This window comes from Streptomyces buecherae, from assembly GCF_014295035.1.
Classification (GTDB): Bacteria; Actinomycetota; Actinomycetes; order Streptomycetales; family Streptomycetaceae; genus Streptomyces; species Streptomyces youssoufiensis.
Window position 1 is genome coordinate 8162565 of sequence record NZ_CP060404.1, and the last position, 17240, is coordinate 8179804.

Below are 17240 nucleotides of genomic sequence, written 5' to 3' on the forward strand. Positions count from 1 at the left end.
CCGAGGTACCTCCCGTGAACGCCGACCCACCCGACGCACGCCCCGACGACGCCGGGCCAGTGACGGTCGTGGGCATCGGCGCCGACGGGTGGGGCGGGCTCACGGCCACCGCACGCGAGGCCCTGCGCGAGGCCCAGGTCCTGATCGGCGGGGCCCGCCAGCTCGACCTTGTCCCCGCCGACTGCCCCGGGCGCCGGGTCCCCTGGCCGTCCCCGCTGCGCCCCGCGGTCGCCGGCCTGCTCGCCGCGCACGCCGGGCACCGCGTCGCCGTCCTCGCCAGCGGAGACCCGTTCTGCTACGGCATCGGCCGGGCGCTGAGCGAGGAGTTGGGGGCCGAGCGGCTGCGCGTGCTGCCCCACCCCTCCTCCGTGGCGTACGCGTGCGCGCGGCTCGGCTGGCCGCAGGAGGACGCGGACGTGGTCAGCCTCGTCGGACGGCCGCTGGCCACGTTGCACCGCTGGCTCTTCGACCGGCGGCGGCTCCTCGTCCTGAGCGCCGGCGCCCACACCCCGGCCGAGGTCGCGGCCCTGCTGCGTGAGCGGGGCTTCGGACCGAGCACCCTGCGCGTACTCGAACAACTTGGCGGCGAGCGCGAGCGCCAGCTCGCCGGCACGGCCGACGACTGGCCGCACCCCCCGGGCGACGCCCTCAACGTGATCGCCGTCGAGTGCCGCGCCACCCCCGACGCGCCCCGGCTGGCCACCGTGCCCGGGCTGCCGGACGACGCGTACGAACACGACGGCCAGCTCACCAAGCGCCGGGTACGCGCCGCGACGCTCGCCGCGCTCGCCCCGGCCCCCGGCGAACTGCTGTGGGACATCGGCGGCGGCTCGGGCTCCATCGCCATCGAGTGGCTGCGCGCGCACCGCGCCTGCCGGGCCCTGACCGTCGAACGCGACCCGGTGCGCTCGACGCGCATCGAGCGCAACGCGGCGGCCCTCGGCGTGCCGTCGCTGCGCGTGATCACCGGCAAGGCGCCCGACGCGCTGACCGAACTGCCCACGCCCGACGCCGTGTTCATCGGCGGCGGGCTGACCACCCCCGACCTCCTGGAGACCTGCTGGGCCGCGCTGCCGGGCGGCGGCCGGCTGGTGGCCAACACGGTGACGCTGGAGTCGGAGGCGCTGCTGGCCGACTGGTACCGGCGCCACGGCGGCGAACTCGTGCGCCTCACCGTCGCGCGCGCCGTCGCCGTCGGCGGCTTCACCGGCTGGCGCCAGGCCATGCCGGTCACCCAGTGGGCCGTGACCAAGAACGCCGAGGCCCCCCGCGCCGCCGGCCGCACAGCCATCCCCGCCAGCCGCTCAGCCACCCCTGCCGGCCGCACAGCCACCCCCGCCGGCCGCGCCGGCATCCCGGGCGCGGACCGCGCGGCCGGACCGGACCGAGGAGAAGAACGATGACGGTGTACTTCATCGGTGCCGGCCCCGGCGCCGCCGACCTGATCACCCTGCGCGGCGCCCGCACCCTCGCGCGCTGCGCCGTCTGCCTGTACGCGGGCAGCCTGGTGCCGCGCGAACTGCTCGCCGAGTGCCCGCCGGACGCCCGCCTGGTGGACACCGCCCGGCTCGACCTCGACCAGATCACCGCCGAACTCGTCGCCGCCCACACCGCCGGGCACGACGTGGCCCGGCTGCACTCGGGCGACCCGTCGGTGTTCAGCGCGGTCGCCGAGCAGATGCGCCGACTGGACGCGGCCGGCGTGCCGTACGAGATGGTGCCCGGCGTGCCGGCGTTCGCGGCGGCGGCGGCGGCCCTCGGCCGCGAACTGACCGTGCCCACCGTCGGGCAGACCGTCATCCTCACCCGCGTCGCGCAGCGCGCCACACCCATGCCGGAGGGCGAGGACCTCGCCACCCTCGGCCGCAGCGGCGCCCTGCTCGTCGTCCACCTCGCGGCCCGCCACGTGGAACGGGTGGTGGCCGAGTTGCTCCCGCACTACGGCGCCGACTGCCCCGCCGCCGTCGTCGCCATGGCCAGCCGCCCCGACGAACTCGTGCTGCGCGGCACGTTGGAGACCATCGCCGAGCAGACCATCGCGGCGGACATCACGCGCACGGCCGTCATCATGGTCGGCCGCACGCTGGGCGCGGAGCAGTTCAGCGACAGCTACCTGTACTCCGTGGACCGCGAACGCCCGGCGTAGCCCGCTGCGCGGGTGCGGTGCGGTGCGGGCGTTGCGGGGCGCGAGTGATGCGGGGTGCGGCGTCTTGTCGGGTGCGGGCCGGTGGCGGCTCAGGTCTCCCCCACCTCGGCCTGGAGCAGGCGCGGGGAGACCGCGAACCCGTGCCGGCGGTACGCGGAGACCGCCCGGTCGCTGGAGTGAACGGTCACCCGCTCCAGGCCCAGTTCGCCCGCCCAGGTCAGGACCGTCTCGATCAACTCGCCGCCCACGCCGCCGCCTCGCTCGTCCGGCACGACGTACACGCACTGCACATCGCCCGACAGCCGCTCGAACGCGCGCGGGTGGGGCACGCGCCGCGTGATCGCCAGCCACGCCATGCCGATGACGACGTCCCCGCGGACCGACACCACGCACCGGTGTGAGGCCGTGTGCTGCCGGGCCCACGCCGCGAACCGGGGGACGAACGCGTCCAGCGTGACGTCCGGCGGTCCGTAGAGCTCTTCCACCCACCGCCACCGCAGCTCGGCGACAGCGGCGAACTCGTGGGGTCGGACGGGGCGGCAGGTGATGTCCTTCACGGCTTCATGGTGGCGCGGATCCGCGCGGACGACGGTTGTTTCGCTCATCCGCCGCAGATCTCCGGGTTCTCGGACGTGGGGTGCTACCGGCGGGCCGCGGTGGTGGAGGGGAGTTCGTGGAAGCGGGCGCGGTAGTCGGCGGCGAAGCGGCCGAGGTGGGTGATGCCCCACCGGTAGGCGATGGTGCCCACGCTGTCGGTGCTGGTGAGGATGTCCTCGCGGACGCGGTCCAGGCGCAGGTCGCGTACGTAGGCCAGCGGGGACAGGCCGAGGCGGTCGCGGAAGGCGGAGCTGATGGTGCGCGGGGCGCACCCGGCGGCGTCGGCGATGTCGGCGAGGGTGATGCGCTCGGCCAGGTGGATCTCGACGAAGGCGAGGGCCGCGCGCAGGGAACGCGGGTGACCGGGACGCGGGCCGTCGTACAACGCGTCGGTGTGTGAGTGCGGCTGGGCCAGCAGCAGGGCGGTGACGAGGCAGCGAAGCTGGCCGCGTTGGAGTTCGGCGCGCTGGAACAGGGGGTCGCCCGAGTCCAGTTGCTCCACCAGGGAGCGGACGAGCAGGTGTACGGCCCGGCCCTTGGGCCCGGCCAGGTCCAGGGCGAAGTCGAAGCGGACGGTGGACCGCGGGGGAGCGCCGGTCAGTGCCGCGTACGCCTGGTCGACCAGGGCCGCGTCGATCCGCAGCCCCAGGAAGCGCGAGGGGGCGTTCCGTACCGGGCGCAGTTCCTGGGTGTCTCCGGGGTTGACCACTCCGGCCGTGGCGGTCGTCAGGGTGGCGTCCAGGCCGTCGCGGGACGCGGCGATGGCCCCGGAGACGCCCAGGTTGACGAAGTAGGAGTTAAGTCCCTCCGCCGCGCGGACGCGCACCGTGAGCGGCGAGGCGAAGTAGCCGACGGCGAAGTCGTGTGCGGCCACCCCCCGCAGCTCGTGCCGCCCCGCACACAGGCCGTCCAACGGCGACGTGGTGACGGAGCCGCCGAACAGGCGGGTGGCGGCGTTCAGCAGGTCGACGGGGTTCCGGGAACGGGTGAGGAGGAATCCGCGCAGCGGGGCCGGCAATCCGCTCACCGTCCTTCCCTCGGGGGCGCTCGCCTCGGCGCCCCGGGCCTGCTGCCAGGTGCTCGGGTGCCCAGGTGTCCTTGGTGCCAGTGTGTCATCGGGGCTGGCTCGCGTACGGGCCGGCCCGCCACCGGTTCTCCAACCCTCCTGAGCGCTGAGGCGGGACGGGAACGCCGATGGTGGACGCGGGAGGCCGTCTGCCCGGGGTGCGAGCGACCCGTGGGTTACGCGGGCTCGGCCATCAGCCGGTGACACGCGTTGACCAGCGGGTACGCCTCGTCGTGACGCTGAGCCCGCTCCAGGTCGGCGATGGTCATCGAGGTCTCCACGAGCGTTCGGCAGCGCTGTGCGCGTCGGCTGGTGAACGCCGCGAGTCCGGCCCCGACCAACTCGTGTCGGTCCAGCTCCTGGGCCAGTACGAGGCCGTCCTCGATGGCCAGGGCCGCGCCGCTGGCCATCTGTGGCGCGGGTGCGTGGGCGGCGTCGCCGATGACCACGCCGCTGCCACGGCTCCAGGCGCCCCGCAGGACGTGGGTCCGTACCGGACGGCGTACCACCGCGCGGCACGCGGCCACCAGCGGGACCAGTTCCCGCACCCGGCCGGGGAAGGGTTCCAACAACCGGGCCAGGCGCGGGGCGAGTTCGGCCTCCGGGAGGTGGTCGTGGGCCACCCCGTTCTCCGTCAGGAAGACGTACGCCTGGCTGGCCGAGAGGGGGACGAGGCCCGCCGTGTCGACCGTCCCGGCGAACTGGTGGATGCCGGTCGCCCACGAGGGGCGCGGGACCAGCGCCCGCCACACCATCTGCCCGTGGTAGCCGGGCGAGGACCGAAGGCCGAGCAGTCCCCGTGCCGAGGAACGCGACCCGTCCGCTCCGACGACGAGGGTGGCCTGCCGCTCGGTGGCGTCCGACAGGCGCACGCGGACCGACTCCGCCCCCTGCTCCAGCGCGGCGACGGTCAGCCCGTGCCGCACCAGCGCGCCGGTCCGCTCGGCCGCCGCGTACAGGACGCGGTGCAGGGCCGGGCGCGCGATGCCGACCATCGCCGGCCGCCGCGCGCCGAGCAGTCGGGGCAGCTCGACCCGGTCCGTGGGCTCGCCGCGCACGTTCACGTGTGTGATCACGCTCATGCCGTGGCCCTCGGCCAGACACGCGTCGGCGAGGTCAAGCTCGGCCAGCGCGCGCAGCGCCGGCCCGGTCAGGCTCAACCCCCAACCGGTCGTCTCGCGTGCCGGGTTGGCCTCGACGACCTCCACCCGCCAACCCGCCCGCGCGAGGGCGGTGGCCGCCGCCAGACCAGCGACACCCGCCCCCACGATCAGGGCCGTCCGCACGCCACCGTGCCCACTGTCCATGTACGCCTCCAGAGGATCGCTTCCTTCGGAACCGTACGATCCACCGCCCCGCCGCCCTGTCCAGATCCGGCGACAACCATCCGCCGCCGGCGAGGAGTTGGCGGACTCTGCCTGCTGCCTGCTGCCTGCCGCCCGCGTACGGAGCGGTCGGCTGCCCGTGTAGGGCGTGGTCGGCTGGCCGCCCGTCGGTTGGTCGCGGCTGTCGCGATCCGGTCGGGATACGGGCGTCGCCGGGCAGCGGGCGCCGACCACCGCACGCCAGGCGCCCGGCGGCTGTCGGTGGGTGTTCCGCCCGCTGAGGGGGCGTCAGTCGTCGCGTGGGCCGCGTGGGCGGGCGCGGCCCACGATCGTGCCGGCCCGGTCGACGCAGATCACGTCCACCGCCACCGGCGCGCCGCGCAACACCCCGAGGGCCTGTTCGCGCGCGGCCTCGGCCACCAGGTCGCCCAGCGGAACCCCGCGCGCCGCGCACAACTGCACCGTCTCCAGGCCCGTGTTGGCCGTCGCGACCGCCGTCGCCAACTCCTCGTCGGCACCGCCGGTGCGGGCGAGTTCGGCCAGGAAGCCCTTGTCCACCTGGGAGCGCGAGGAGTGCAGGTCCAGGTGGCCCGCCGCCAGCTTGGACAGCTTGGCGAAGCCGCCGGCGATCGTGAGCCGGTCCACCGGGTGGCGGCGCAGGTACTTGAGCACCGCGCCGGCGAAGTCACCCATGTCGAGCAGCGCGTCCTCCGGCAGCGCGTGCTCGGCCACGGCGACCTTCTCGGAGGTCGAGCCGGTGCAGCCAGCCACGTGACGGCGCCCGGCCGCCCGCGCCACGTCCACCCCGCGCCGGATGCTGTCGATCCACGCGGAGCACGAGTACGGCACCACGATGCCCGTCGTGCCCAGGATGGACAGGCCGCCCAGGATGCCCAGGCGCGGGTTCCAGGTGCTCCGGGCGATCTCCTCGCCGTGGTCGACGGACACCTCGATCTCGACGTCGCCGCTCCCGCCGAGCCGCTCCGCCACGGCCGCGACGTGCTCGCGCATCATCTGCCGGGGCACCGGGTTGATCGCGGGCTCGCCGACCGGCAGCGGCAGGCCGGCGCGGGTGACGGTGCCGACCCCGGGGCCGGCGCGGAAGACCACGCCGGAGCCGGGCGGCAGCGCCCGCACCCGCGCGCGCACCAGCGCGCCGTGCGTGACGTCCGGGTCGTCCCCGGCGTCCTTGACGATGGCCGCCATCGCCCAGTCGGGGCCCGACTCCTCGGCCGCGAGCGCGAACGCCGGCCGCTGCCCCTTCGGCAGGGTGATGGTCACCGGGTCCGGGAAGTCGCCGCCGAGCAGGGCGGTGTACGCGGCCGTCGTCGCGGCCGTGGCGCACGCGCCCGTGGTCCAGCCGGGCCGCAGCCCGGTGTGCTGGAGCTGGGCCTGCCGGCCACCCACGGCCACCGGTTCACCTCCTCCGGCCACCGGCTCGCCTCCGGCCACCGGTTCACCTCCCACGGCCACCGACTCGCCACCCGCGCCGGCCGGCCCGCCCTCCGCTACCGCCGGGCTCGCGCCGTCCCGCGCGCGCTGCCGCTGGTCGGCCGCGTTCCGGTCGTCCTGTCCGGGGCCCTGCCGCTGGTCAGCCACGGGCCGCGCCGCTCGCCTGTGCCGCCGGGGCTCCGGTCGGCAGCGGGTCCGGGCCCGGGGACCAGGCGGCGGGGCGCGTCGCGGCAGCGCGTACCGTACCGATGGTGCCCCCGCGCGCGCCCGCGCGCGGCGCGGCACCCGCCGCGCTGGTGGCTCCGCCCCAGCGGCGGGCCCGCAAGCCGGCCGCGCCCGCGGCTGTCCAGCGGGCGACCATCCCGCACCGCCTCACCGGGAGCACCACGATGACCGCGGCACCCCACGTGCTGATCCTCGGCGGCACCACCGAGGCCCGCCTCCTCGCGGCGGCGCTCGCCACGGGCGACGGCGCCGGAGCGCGCCCGCCGCGCGTGACCAGTTCGCTCGCCGGCCGGGTCGCCGAGCCCCGGCTGCCCGCCGGAGAGGTGCGCGTCGGCGGGTTCGGCGGACCCGACGGGCTGGCCCGCTGGATGCGTGAGCAGCAGGTGGACGCGCTCATCGACGCCACTCATCCTTTCGCCGAGACGATCAGTTTCAACGCCGCCAGGGCGGCGGCCACCGCCCATGTTCCCCTGCTCGCCCTGCGCCGCCCCGGCTGGGTCCCCGGCCCCGGCGACCGCTGGCACCCGGTGGCCTCGCTGGACGAGGCCGCCGGGGCGCTGGGCGGCCTCGGCGAGCGCGTGTTCCTCACCACCGGGCGGATGGGGCTGGCCGCCTTCGCGCACCTGGCCGAGCACTGGTTCCTGGTCCGCTCGGTGGACGCTCCGGACGCGCCGGCGCCGCCCCGGATGGAGGTCCTGCTCGCCCGTGGGCCCTTCGACCTCGCGGGTGAGGCCGAGCTGCTGCGGCGGCACCGGATCGACGTCCTGGTGACCAAGGACAGCGGCGGCCAGGCCACCGCCGCCAAGCTCACGGCCGCGCGCCAGGCCGGCCTCCCGGTGGTTGTGGTGCGCCGCCCGCCCGTGCCCGCCGGGGTGCCGGTGGCCGACGACGTGCCGGAGGCGGCGCGCTGGCTGCGGGCCCGCCTCGGCTGAGCCGACGCGGCGCCGGCCCGGGGCGCGCTCACCCGCCGGGTGACCGCGCCCCGAGCCGCCTGCCACCAGCCTGCCTACGGCGACGCTCGGAACCGTCCCGCGCCCAAGCTCAGCTCACTGCGGCGGGTAGCGCCGTGGTGTCCACACCACCTCGGTGCCGTCTCCCCGGCGCACCGCCCGCGTCTGGGACGAGCCGACCAGCAGGATGGTGCGCATGTCCACCTGCTCGGGGTCGAGGTCGGCCAGCCGTACGATGCGCACGCTCTCCTCCGGGCCGCCCACGTCGCGGCCGAGCACGACCGGCGTGTCCGGGGCGCGGTGTTCGAGCAGCAGCTCGCGGGCCTTGCCCACCTGCCAGACGCGGCTGCGCGAGCCGGGGTTGTAGAGCGCGAGGACGAGATCGGCCGCCGCCGCGGCGTGCAGCCGCTCCGCGATCACCTCCCACGGCTTGAGCCGGTCGGACAGCGAGATCACCGCGTAGTCGTGCCCGAGCGGCGCGCCCGCCCGGGCGGCGGCCGCGTGCGCGGCCGTCATCCCCGGCAGCACGCGCACCGGTACCTCGCGGTACGGGGCGACGGACGCGGCCTCGAGGACGGCCGTCGCCATCGCGAACACGCCGGGGTCGCCGGAGGAGACCACCGCCACCCGTCGCCCGCGCCGGGCGAGATCGAGGGCGAACTCCGCCCGCACCGCCTCCACCTTGTTGTCCGAGGCGTGCCGCCGCTGCCCCGGCCGCACCGGCACCCGGTCCAGGTAGGTGGTGTAGCCGACCAGGTCGTCGGCCGCCGCCAGGGCGCCGCGCGCCTCCGGCGTCAGCCACATCGGCCCGGCCGGTCCGAGCCCGACGACCACGACCTCGCCGCCCGCCACCGGCTCGTCGCCCGCCGCCAGCCCGTCACCCGTCGTCGGCTCGTCGCTCGTCGCGGGCTCCGCCGCGCGCCGCGCCTCGCCGGCGGCCGGGTCCGGGCGCTGGGCGCCGATCCGGCTCGGGACCAGGGCCATCGAGAAGTACGGCACCGAGTCCGGGTCCACGTCCGCCAGCGCCGCGGTGCGCTCGGCTCCCATCGTGGCCCGCTCCACGTACCGCGCCTCCGCCAACCGCCCGGAGCGCTCCAGGGCCCGCCGCACGGTGGGGAAGGTGCGCCCCAGCTTGAGCACGGCGGCGGAGTCCGTGCCGGCGAGGCGGGCCGCCAACTCCTCCTCGGGCAGCGTGCCCGGCAGGATCGTCAGCACCTCCTCGGCCTCCACCAGCGGGCTGCCGGTCCGGGCCGCCGCGGCGCTCACCGAGGTGACGCCGGGGATGACCTCCGTCGGGTAGCGGTCCGCGAGCCGCTTGTGCATGTGCATGTACGAGCCGTAGAACAGCGGATCGCCCTCGGCGAGCACCGCCACCGTGCGGCCCGCGTCCAGGTGCGCCGCCAGCCGGGCCGCGGCCTCGGCGTAGAAGTCCTCCATGGCGCCCCGGTAGCCACCGGGGTGGTCGGTCGACTCGGTGGTGACCGGGTAGACCAGCCGCTCCTCGATGTGGTCCGGGCGCAGATGCCGCTCGGCGATGGCTCGCGCGATGCTGCGGCCGTGCTGGGCGCTGTGGTACGCGACCACGTCGGCGCCGGTGATGACCTCGACGGCCCGCACCGTCATCAAGGACGGGTCGCCGGGGCCGAGCCCGACCCCGTACAGCCTGCCCGTGCCGTGCTCCGGCGCGTCGGCCGCCCGCTCCTGCTGCTCGCTCACTCTTCCTCGCTCGCTATCGCGTTGATCGCGGCGGCGGCCATGGCGCTGCCGCCCCGCCGTCCGCGCACCACCAGGTGGTCGAGCGCCGCCGGGTGCCCGGCCAGCGCCTCCTTGGACTCGGCCGCGCCGATGAAGCCGACCGGTACGCCGATGATCGCCGCCGGCCGTGGCGCGCCCTCCTCGATCATCTCCAGCAGGCGGAACAGCGCCGTCGGCGCGTTGCCGACGGCCACCACCGCCCCCTCAAGACGGTCGCGCCACAGCTCCAGGGCGGCGGCGCTGCGCGTGGTGCCCAACTGCCGCGCCAACTCCGGGACCGTGGGGTCGGCCAGGGTGCACAGCACGTCGTTGTCGGCCGGCAGCCGCTTGCGGGTGACGCCGCTGGCGACCATGTTCGCGTCACACAGGACGGGCGCCCCGGCGCGCAGCGCCGCCCGGGCGGCGGCCACCACGTTCGGCGAGTACGCGAGGTCCTTGACGAGGTCGACCATGCCGCAGGCGTGGATCATCCGCACCGCGACCTGGCTGACGTCGGGCGGCAGGGCGTCCAGCGCGGCCTCGGCGCGGATGGTGGCAAAGGAGGCGCGGTAGATGGCCGCGCCGTCCTTCTCGTAGTCGAACACAGTGTCCTCGTTGTCCCTTGATGTTCCTGATGGCCTTCGATGTCCCGGGCTGTGCCCGGCCCCGGCGCGACCGGGGCGGCGGCGTCGGGTCACGGCACGCGTCGCGCCGCCGCCACCGTGGTCGCCAACTCCGCGAGCCGGAGCGGCCCCACGGGAGCCGCCGCCTCCGTCGGGCCCGGTGCGTCCGGGCGGTCCGGTGCGCCCGGGCGGTCCGGCGCGTCCGGCGTCCCCGCGCGCTCCGCCTCCGCCGCGCCCGGCGTCGGCCCGCCGGGCCGTGGCGCGGGCGCCACCTGGCGGGCCGCCGTACGCTCCGTACCCTCGATCGAGATCCGATAGCCGTCGGCGCCGGCCAGCACGTCCACCCAGCGGCCCCGAGGGTGGCCGCAGCGGCGCTCGCAGCCCGACCAGTACACCGGCAACCTCCGCTCGGGCCGCCGGTCGGCGGGCGTCGGCTCGGTCGGCGACGGCGTGGTCGCGGCCAGCGCGCCGGCCGCGTCCGCTCGTACGTCGGCCAGCGACTTCGCGCAGCCGGGCCGCCCCGTACAGGCCCCGACGCCGTGCCAGGCGGACGCGGCGTCGGTGACGAGGCCGGCCTCGGCGAGCACGCCCCACCAGTGCCGCGCGTCGGCCGTGGCGAGCCCCGGGACCACCACGCCGCGCCAGGGTGTCACACGCATCTCGCCCCGCCCCGCGCGGGCCGTGGCCACCAGCAGCCGCCACTGCGCGAGGGAGAGGCGGCCCAGCGGCGCGGCCACACTCAGCGCGGCCCGCCCGCCGCCCGGCGCCGGGACCAGGCCGAGGGCCGGGCCCGCGTCGAGCGGGGCCGTCCCCGGGGTACCGACACCGGTGCGGCCAGTGGTCGCGTCGCGCGCGGGCACCGCCTCGGCGTCGATGCCCGCGCGCGCCAGCGCGGCGCGCACCCGCGACTCCGTGAGCGCGTGTCCCGCCGGCAGCTCCCACACCCGCCACGCCTTCGCGCCGCTGTCCCGGCTCGCCGCGGCGAAGGCGAGCGCGGTCAACAGGGCGGCGCGCGGCGCCGCGTCGGCCGGTACGCGCAGCGCCGGAGACGGGTTGGCCCCGCCGCACGCGGCGGCGGGCGAGGTGTCGGCGCGCGCGCCGGTCGGCCGCTCGGGCGCGGGCGCCCCGGGCGCGCGACCGGCCGCCGGATCGGTGCCCACCCGCAGCAGGGCCCGACCGCCCGGCTCTGCGATCAATGTCACATCGGCGCCGAGCGTGGCCACATCGCCCCGGCCGTCGTCGACGGCGAACAGGAACCGCCCCGAAAGTCCCGCCGCGGCCGGCGTCCCGCACAACAGGCCGTCCAACTCCCGCACCCAGGCCGTCACGTCGGCCCGCCCCGCGCCGTCGAGCCCCGACAGGGGCGACAGGGCCACGTTGCGGACCCGCTCGTGCGTGTCGGAGGGCAACAGGCCCGCCGACCGCAGCCGCTCGGCCAGCTCGGCGCCGCACCCCGAGTCGAGCCCGCGCACCTGCACGTTGCCGCGCGAGGTCACATCGAGCGCGCCGTCGCCCAACGTCTCGGCCACCAGCGCCAGTTCCTCCGCCTGGTCCGCCGTCAGCAACCCGCCGGGAAGCCGTACGCGCGCCAGGAAGCCGTCGTCGGCCCGGTGCAGCCGCAGCGCGCCGGGACAGGCGTCATCGCCCGTGCGGCTGCGCGGTTCCTCCCCAGTTGGGGCGGTTGTCGGGGTGAGAGGCATGGCGGCGAGCATACCGACGATCCCCTCGGCCGCACCGTCCCGCACCAGGTCAGCCCACCCGGGCCGAACGCCGCCGCACCCGCCACCGCCCCACACACCCGGCGCCGCGCCCCACACCCTCGCCCGGCGGCCCGGCGCATCGCCCCCGCCCGGGCACACGGCCCGCGCCCCGGCCCACCCCCGCGCGCCCTCCGCGACCCCCATACCAGCCCCGTCCACGCACCGCGACCCCGCGTCGCTATCAGCCACCTGACCGGGAACGGAGCCAGCGACGCGGCCCCTGGTCGGTCGTTACTATGCTCCCCGGCGGGCCTCCCGGTCCGCCGACGCCAGCGACGGCGCCAGGGGAGGAAGCCGGTGTGAGACCGGCGCGGTCCCGCCACTGTGAGTTCGGCAGCGATGCCGGACGAGCCAGGAACTCCTGCCGTCCTCCCACCCGCCCGGGGCGCGGACCCCGAGGAAGGCTGCTGCCGCATGATCCTTTTGCTGTCGACGTCCGACACCGACCTGCTCAGCGCTCGTGCGGCCGAGGGCCCGGTGCCCTACCGGCTCGCCAACCCGGCCCGGCTCAGCCTGGATGACCTGCCCGCCCTCCTGGAGGGCGTCTCCCTCGTCGTGGTGCGCCTGCTCGGCGGCGTACGGGCCTGGCAGGAGGGGCTCGACCTGCTGCTCGCGGGCGACCGCCCGGTCGTCGTCCTCACCGGCGAACAGGCCCCGGACGCGCAGTTGATGGAGGCGTCCACCGTCCCCGTCGGCATCGCCGCCGAGGCGCACGCCTACCTCGCGCACGGCGGGCCCGCCAACCTCGACCAGCTCGCCCGGTTCCTCTCCGACACCGTGCTGCTCACCGGCCACGGCTTCGAGCCGCCGCACGCCGCCCCGACCTGGGGCCCACTGGAGCGCACCGCGCGCGCCGACGCCAGCGGCCCCGTGGTCGCGGTGCTCTACTACCGCGCCCACCACATGAGCGGCAACACCGCCTTCGTGGACGCGCTGTGCACCGCCGTCGAGGACGCCGGCGGACGGCCCCTGCCGCTGTTCGTCGCCTCGCTGCGGGCCCCCGAACCGGAGCTGATCGAGGCGCTCGGCGCGGCCGACGCGGTGGTGACCACCGTGCTCGCCGCGGGCGGCACCAAGCCCGCCGAAGCCTCCGCCGGCGGCGACGACGAGTCCTGGGACGCCGGCGCGCTGGCCGCGCTCGACGTGCCCATCCTGCAGGCCCTGTGCCTCACCGGCAGCCGCGCCGCCTGGCAGGACAACGACGAGGGCCTGTCCCCGCTGGACTCCGCCACCCAGGTCGCGGTGCCCGAGTTCGACGGCCGCCTGATCACCGTGCCGTTCTCCTTCAAGGAGGTGGACGAGGACGGGCTGCCGGTCTACGCCGCCGACCCCGAGCGCGCCGCCCGCGTCGCCGGCATCGCCGTACGGCACGCCCGGCTGCGCCACGTACCGGCCGCCGACAAGCGTCTGGCCCTGGTGCTCTCCGCGTACCCGACCAAGCACTCCCGGATCGGCAACGCCGTGGGGCTCGACACCCCCGCCAGCGCCGTCGCCCTGCTGCGCAGGCTGCGCGCCGAGGGCTACGACCTCGGCCCCGAGGAGGGCGAGGACGCGCTGCCCGGGCTCGCGTCCGGCAACGGCGACGAGCTGATCTACGCCCTGATCGAGGCCGGCGGCCACGACCAGGAGTGGCTCACCGAGGAGCAGTTGGCCCGCAACCCGGTGCGCATCCCCGCCGCCGACTACCGCCGCTGGTACGCCGAGCTGCCCAAGGAGCTGCGGGACTCGGTCGAGGAGCACTGGGGTCCGCCGCCCGGCCGGATGTTCGTGGACACCAGCCGCGACCCGGAGGGCGAGATCGTGCTCGCCGCCCTGCGCCGCGGCAACCTGCTCGTCCTCATCCAGCCGCCGCGCGGCTTTGGCGAGAACCCCATCGCCATTTACCACGACCCCGACCTGCCGCCCTCGCACCACTACCTGGCCGCCTACCGCTGGATCTCCGCCGCCCAGGAGGACGGCGGCTTCGGCGCCGACGCCATGGTCCACCTGGGCAAGCACGGCAACCTGGAGTGGCTGCCGGGCAAGAACGCGGGCCTGTCCGCCGCCTGCGCCCCCGACGCCGCGCTCGGCGACCTGCCGCTGGTCTACCCCTTCCTCGTCAACGACCCGGGGGAGGGCACGCAGGCCAAGCGCCGGGTGCACGCGACGCTCGTGGACCACCTGGTGCCGCCGATGGCCCGCGCCGAGTCCTACGGCGACATCGCCCGGCTCGAACAACTCCTGGACGAGTACGCGGCCATCTCCTCGATGGACCCGGCCAAGCTGCCCGCCATCCGCGCCCAGATCTGGACCCTGATCCAGGCCGCCAAGCTCGACCACGACCTCGGCCTGGCCGACCGGCCCGACGACGACGGCTTCGACGACTTCCTGCTGCACGTCGACGGCTGGCTGTGCGAGGTCAAGGACGTCCAGATCCGCGACGGGCTGCACGTGCTCGGCAGCGCCCCGGCCGCCGCCGACCGGGTCAACCTCGTCCTGGCCATCCTGCGCGCCCGCCAGATCTGGGGCGGCACCACGGCCCTGCCGGGGCTGCGCGAGGCGCTCGGCTACGACGAGTCGGCCAACAGCCGGATCGGCGCCGACGAGGCCGAGGAGCGGGCCCGGGCGCTGGTGCAGGCCATGGACGACGCCGACTGGGACCCCGCCGCGACCGAGACGGTCTGCGCGAGTCTCCCGGCCGACGCGCGCAAGGACGTCGCGGCCATCCTGGAGTTCGCCGCCCGCGAGGTGGTGCCCCGACTCGCCCGCACCACCGACGAGATCGACCACGCCGTGCACGCGCTCAGCGGCGGCTTCGTACCCGCCGGCCCCTCCGGGTCGCCGCTGCGCGGCCTGGTCAACGTGCTCCCCACCGGCCGCAACTTCTACTCCGTCGACCCCAAGGCGGTGCCGAGCCGCCTCGCCTGGGAGACCGGCCAGGCGCTTGCCGACTCCCTCCTGGACCGCTACCGCACCGACAACGACGGCACCTGGCCGCAGTCCGTCGGCCTCTCCCTGTGGGGCACCAGCGCCATGCGCACCGCGGGCGACGACATCGCCGAGGCCCTGGCACTGCTCGGCGTCCGCCCCACCTGGGACGAGGCGTCGCGCCGCGTCACGGGCCTGGAGCCCATCCCGCTCGACCAACTCGGTCGCCCGCGCATCGACGTGACGCTGCGCATCTCCGGCTTCTTCCGCGACGCGTTCCCGCACGTGGTGGGCCTGCTGGACGACGCCGTACGCCTGGTGGCCGGCCTCGACGAGCCCGCCGCCGACAACTACGTACGCGCCCACGCGCAGGCCGACCTCGCCGCGCACGGTGACGAACGCCGCGCCACCACGCGCATCTTCGGCTCCCGGCCCGGCACCTACGGGGCGGGTCTGCTCCAGCTCATCGACAGCCGCGACTGGCGCACCGACGCCGACCTCGCCGAGGTCTACACCGTCTGGGGTGGCTACGCCTATGGCCGCGGTCTCGACGGCCGCCCCGCGCGTGAGGAGATGGAGAGCGCGTACAAGCGGATCGCGGTCGCGGCGAAGAACACCGACACCCGCGAGCACGACATCGCCGACTCGGACGACTACTTCCAGTACCACGGCGGCATGGTGGCCACCGTGCGCGCGCTCAAGGGCACCGCCCCCGCCGCGTACATCGGCGACAGCACCCGCCCGGAGACCGTGCGCACCCGCACCCTGCACGAGGAGACCTCCCGCGTCTTCCGCGCCCGCGTCGTCAACCCCCGCTGGATCGAGGCGATGCGCCGGCACGGCTACAAGGGCGCCTTCGAACTCGCCGCCACCGTCGACTACCTCTTCGGCTACGACGCCACCACCGGCGTGGTCGCCGACTGGATGTACGACAAGCTCGCCCAGAGCTACCTGCTCGACCCGGAGAACCGCGCCTTCCTCGAAGAGGCCAACCCCTGGGCCCTGCACGGCATGGCGGAGCGGCTGCTCGAAGCCGAGAGCCGCGGCCTGTGGGCCGAGCCCGACCAGGAGACGCTGGCCGCGGTGCGGGAGCTGTACCTGGAGACCGAGGGCAACCTCGAAGACGGCGCGGCCGGGGAGGATTCCGGTGCCTGAGCGGACCGAGCGCACCAGCCAACTCACCGCCCTGGAGTCGGTGGCCTGGCTGTGCGTGCGCGACGGAAGCCTGCTGGCCGTCCGCACCCATGGCAAGGACCGGTTCTACCTGCCCGGCGGCAAGCTCGAACCCGGCGAGAGCGGGCCGCGGGCGCTGGCCCGCGAACTCGGCGAGGAACTGGGTGTGCGGGCCGACGCGCGGGAGCTGGCCCAGGCGTTCGTCATCGAGGACGAGGCCCACGGACAGGGCGGCCGGCCGCTGCGCATGACCTGCTACACCGGCCCGGCCACCGGCGCTCTCCAACCCGACCGCGAGATCGCCGAACTGGCCTGGTTCCGGGACCGCCCCGCCGACACGGAGCGCTGCGCCCCGGCGCTGCGACAGGTCCTGGCACGGCTGACCGCGGACGGCGTACTGGCGCGCTGACGCGACCGCCCGAGCGGATCACACGCCCCCGGCAGGCGGGCGGCCCGGCCGACTGGCCGCCGACCCACCTGCCCCGCCGCGTCCCGCCACGCGGCCCCACGGTCTGTGCGTTCGCCGGCGGGCGCCGCGCGCGGTGCGCACGTGCGATCCTCGACGGTGGCGCGGGGGAGCGCTGGCCAGGTGCGCGGGCGCCGGCCGCACGGGTAGGAGGCGGAGATTCCAGATGCCGAGCCCGCCTCCCTCAGCCCCCTTGACCGCCTGCTCGCCGAGCGTGCCTGCGAGCGCCTGATCGCCGCGTTCGTCCGCGAACTCGATTTCGGTGACCCGGCCGCCGTGGCCGACCTCTGCACGGCCGACGGAGTTTGGGAGTGGCCCGGCGGCGACCGCGGGGTCGAGGGCCGGGAGGCGCTGCGTGCCTACTTCGGCGCACGCCCCGCCGACCGGCTCTCGCGGCGCGTGAGCACGAACGTCCTGGTCACCCTCCTGTCCCCGACGACGGCGAGCGCGACCAGCTACTTCACGACGTACCGCGTCGACGGCCATGACGGTGGCATGGCGTCCCCGCGCGCGCCGGTGCGGGTGGGGCAGCACTACGAAGACACCGACACCTTCCGACGGGTGGACGGCCGGTGGGCGCTGGCCACCCGCACCGTCTTCCTGGCCTTCGCCGGGCCGACCGAGCGCCTGGCACCGGCCGACCGCCTAGCACCGGCCGAGCGTGCGGTGCCGCCCGGGCGGCCGTAGCGGCGGAGGCGCGGCGGCAATGCGGTGGCGCCGCCGGTGGTCGTCGCGCTAGCGTCCCCGGCATGTGCTTCCAGCAGCTCTACGGCTGACACGACGACGGGCCCAGCGCCCGTTCCCGCCACGCCCAGC

At 76.1% G+C, this 17240-nt stretch carries 13 protein-coding genes and 1 riboswitch; of the genes, 6 read left to right on the forward strand and 7 right to left on the reverse strand.

All coding sequences use genetic code 11. The features are described 5' to 3' along the window. The first annotated feature begins 14 nt into the window (after positions 1-14). Together cbiE and cobM are read left to right on the forward strand one after the other, a co-directional pair. Complete coding sequence (cbiE, locus tag H7H31_RS32355; RefSeq protein ID WP_232110192.1) at positions 15-1403, forward strand: precorrin-6y C5,15-methyltransferase (decarboxylating) subunit CbiE; 1389 nt, start codon at positions 15-17, stop codon at positions 1401-1403. Next, positions 1400-2146 carry a precorrin-4 C(11)-methyltransferase gene (gene cobM / locus H7H31_RS32360; RefSeq protein ID WP_187064470.1) on the forward strand — a complete coding sequence of 249 codons (747 nt, stop codon included), beginning with the start codon at positions 1400-1402 and terminating at the stop codon, positions 2144-2146. The genes cbiE and cobM overlap by 4 nt, the downstream gene beginning before the upstream one ends. Before the next feature lie 89 nt (positions 2147-2235). Here cobM and H7H31_RS32365 read toward each other — a convergent pair whose 3' ends face one another. The 4 genes from H7H31_RS32365 to H7H31_RS32380 form a co-directional block, all read right to left on the reverse strand. Beyond that, entirely contained in the window at positions 2236-2703 is a 468-nt protein-coding gene (locus H7H31_RS32365; RefSeq protein WP_232110193.1) for a GNAT family N-acetyltransferase, read from the reverse strand. Between the two features lie 83 nt (positions 2704-2786). Beyond that, the gene (locus H7H31_RS32370) at positions 2787-3770 is read right to left on the reverse strand and encodes a helix-turn-helix transcriptional regulator (RefSeq protein ID WP_232110194.1); all 984 of its coding nucleotides are present in this window, start codon (positions 3768-3770) and stop codon (positions 2787-2789) included. A gap of 215 nt (positions 3771-3985) precedes the next feature. Then, positions 3986-5116, reverse strand: coding sequence for an FAD-dependent oxidoreductase (locus tag H7H31_RS32375; protein WP_232110195.1), 1131 nt, complete (start codon positions 5114-5116; stop codon positions 3986-3988). Positions 5117-5422: 306 nt separating this feature from the next. Then, positions 5423-6568 carry a cobalt-precorrin-5B (C(1))-methyltransferase gene (locus H7H31_RS32380; protein ID WP_187064481.1) on the reverse strand — a complete coding sequence of 382 codons (1146 nt, stop codon included), beginning with the start codon at positions 6566-6568 and terminating at the stop codon, positions 5423-5425. 407 nt (positions 6569-6975) lie between these two features. Here H7H31_RS32380 and H7H31_RS32385 point away from each other — a divergent pair, with 407 nt between their 5' ends. Further along, positions 6976-7743 carry a cobalt-precorrin-6A reductase gene (locus H7H31_RS32385; protein WP_187064472.1) on the forward strand — a complete coding sequence of 256 codons (768 nt, stop codon included), beginning with the start codon at positions 6976-6978 and terminating at the stop codon, positions 7741-7743. A 114-nt stretch (positions 7744-7857) separates the two neighbouring features. On the opposite strand, the gene H7H31_RS32390 is transcribed toward H7H31_RS32385, so the two are convergent. The 3 genes from H7H31_RS32390 to H7H31_RS32400 form a co-directional block, all read right to left on the reverse strand. Next, complete coding sequence (locus H7H31_RS32390; RefSeq protein ID WP_187064473.1) at positions 7858-9477, reverse strand: precorrin-2 C(20)-methyltransferase; 1620 nt, start codon at positions 9475-9477, stop codon at positions 7858-7860. After that, positions 9474-10100: a precorrin-8X methylmutase gene (locus H7H31_RS32395; RefSeq protein ID WP_187064474.1), complete on the reverse strand. Its 627-nt coding sequence runs from the start codon at positions 10098-10100 to the stop codon at positions 9474-9476. Before H7H31_RS32395 ends, H7H31_RS32390 begins: the two co-directional genes overlap by 4 nt. Positions 10101-10189: 89 nt before the next feature. After that, positions 10190-11830, reverse strand: coding sequence for a hypothetical protein (locus tag H7H31_RS32400; RefSeq protein WP_222625509.1), 1641 nt, complete (start codon positions 11828-11830; stop codon positions 10190-10192). Between the two features lie 335 nt (positions 11831-12165). Next, positions 12166-12239, forward strand: a riboswitch (cobalamin riboswitch). A 53-nt stretch (positions 12240-12292) separates the two neighbouring features. Between H7H31_RS32400 and cobN the strand changes: the two genes are divergently transcribed. The 3 genes from cobN to H7H31_RS32415 all read left to right on the forward strand — a co-directional run bounded on the left by cobN (position 12293) and on the right by H7H31_RS32415 (position 17111). Further along, positions 12293-15940, forward strand: a complete 3648-nt coding sequence (gene cobN, locus H7H31_RS32405; RefSeq protein WP_187060698.1) for a cobaltochelatase subunit CobN — start codon at positions 12293-12295, stop codon at positions 15938-15940. Next, positions 15933-16367, forward strand: coding sequence for an NUDIX hydrolase (locus H7H31_RS32410; RefSeq protein WP_232110197.1), 435 nt, complete (start codon positions 15933-15935; stop codon positions 16365-16367). The genes cobN and H7H31_RS32410 overlap by 8 nt, the downstream gene beginning before the upstream one ends. A gap of 216 nt (positions 16368-16583) precedes the next feature. Beyond that, complete coding sequence (locus H7H31_RS32415) at positions 16584-17111, forward strand: nuclear transport factor 2 family protein (protein ID WP_187060702.1); 528 nt, start codon at positions 16584-16586, stop codon at positions 17109-17111. The last annotated feature ends 129 nt before the right edge of the window (positions 17112-17240 follow it).

Coding starts and splice junctions, on each gene's coding strand:
- H7H31_RS32375 (WP_232110195.1), bottom strand. CDS start 5,116: ATGGACAGTGGGCACGGTGGCGTGCGGACGGCCCTGATCGTGGGGGCG.
- H7H31_RS32385 (WP_187064472.1), top strand. CDS start 6,976: ATGACCGCGGCACCCCACGTGCTGATCCTCGGCGGCACCACCGAGGCC.
- cobN (WP_187060698.1), top strand. CDS start 12,293: ATGATCCTTTTGCTGTCGACGTCCGACACCGACCTGCTCAGCGCTCGT.
- H7H31_RS32400 (WP_222625509.1), bottom strand. CDS start 11,830: ATGCTCGCCGCCATGCCTCTCACCCCGACAACCGCCCCAACTGGGGAG.
- cobM (WP_187064470.1), top strand. CDS start 1,400: ATGACGGTGTACTTCATCGGTGCCGGCCCCGGCGCCGCCGACCTGATC.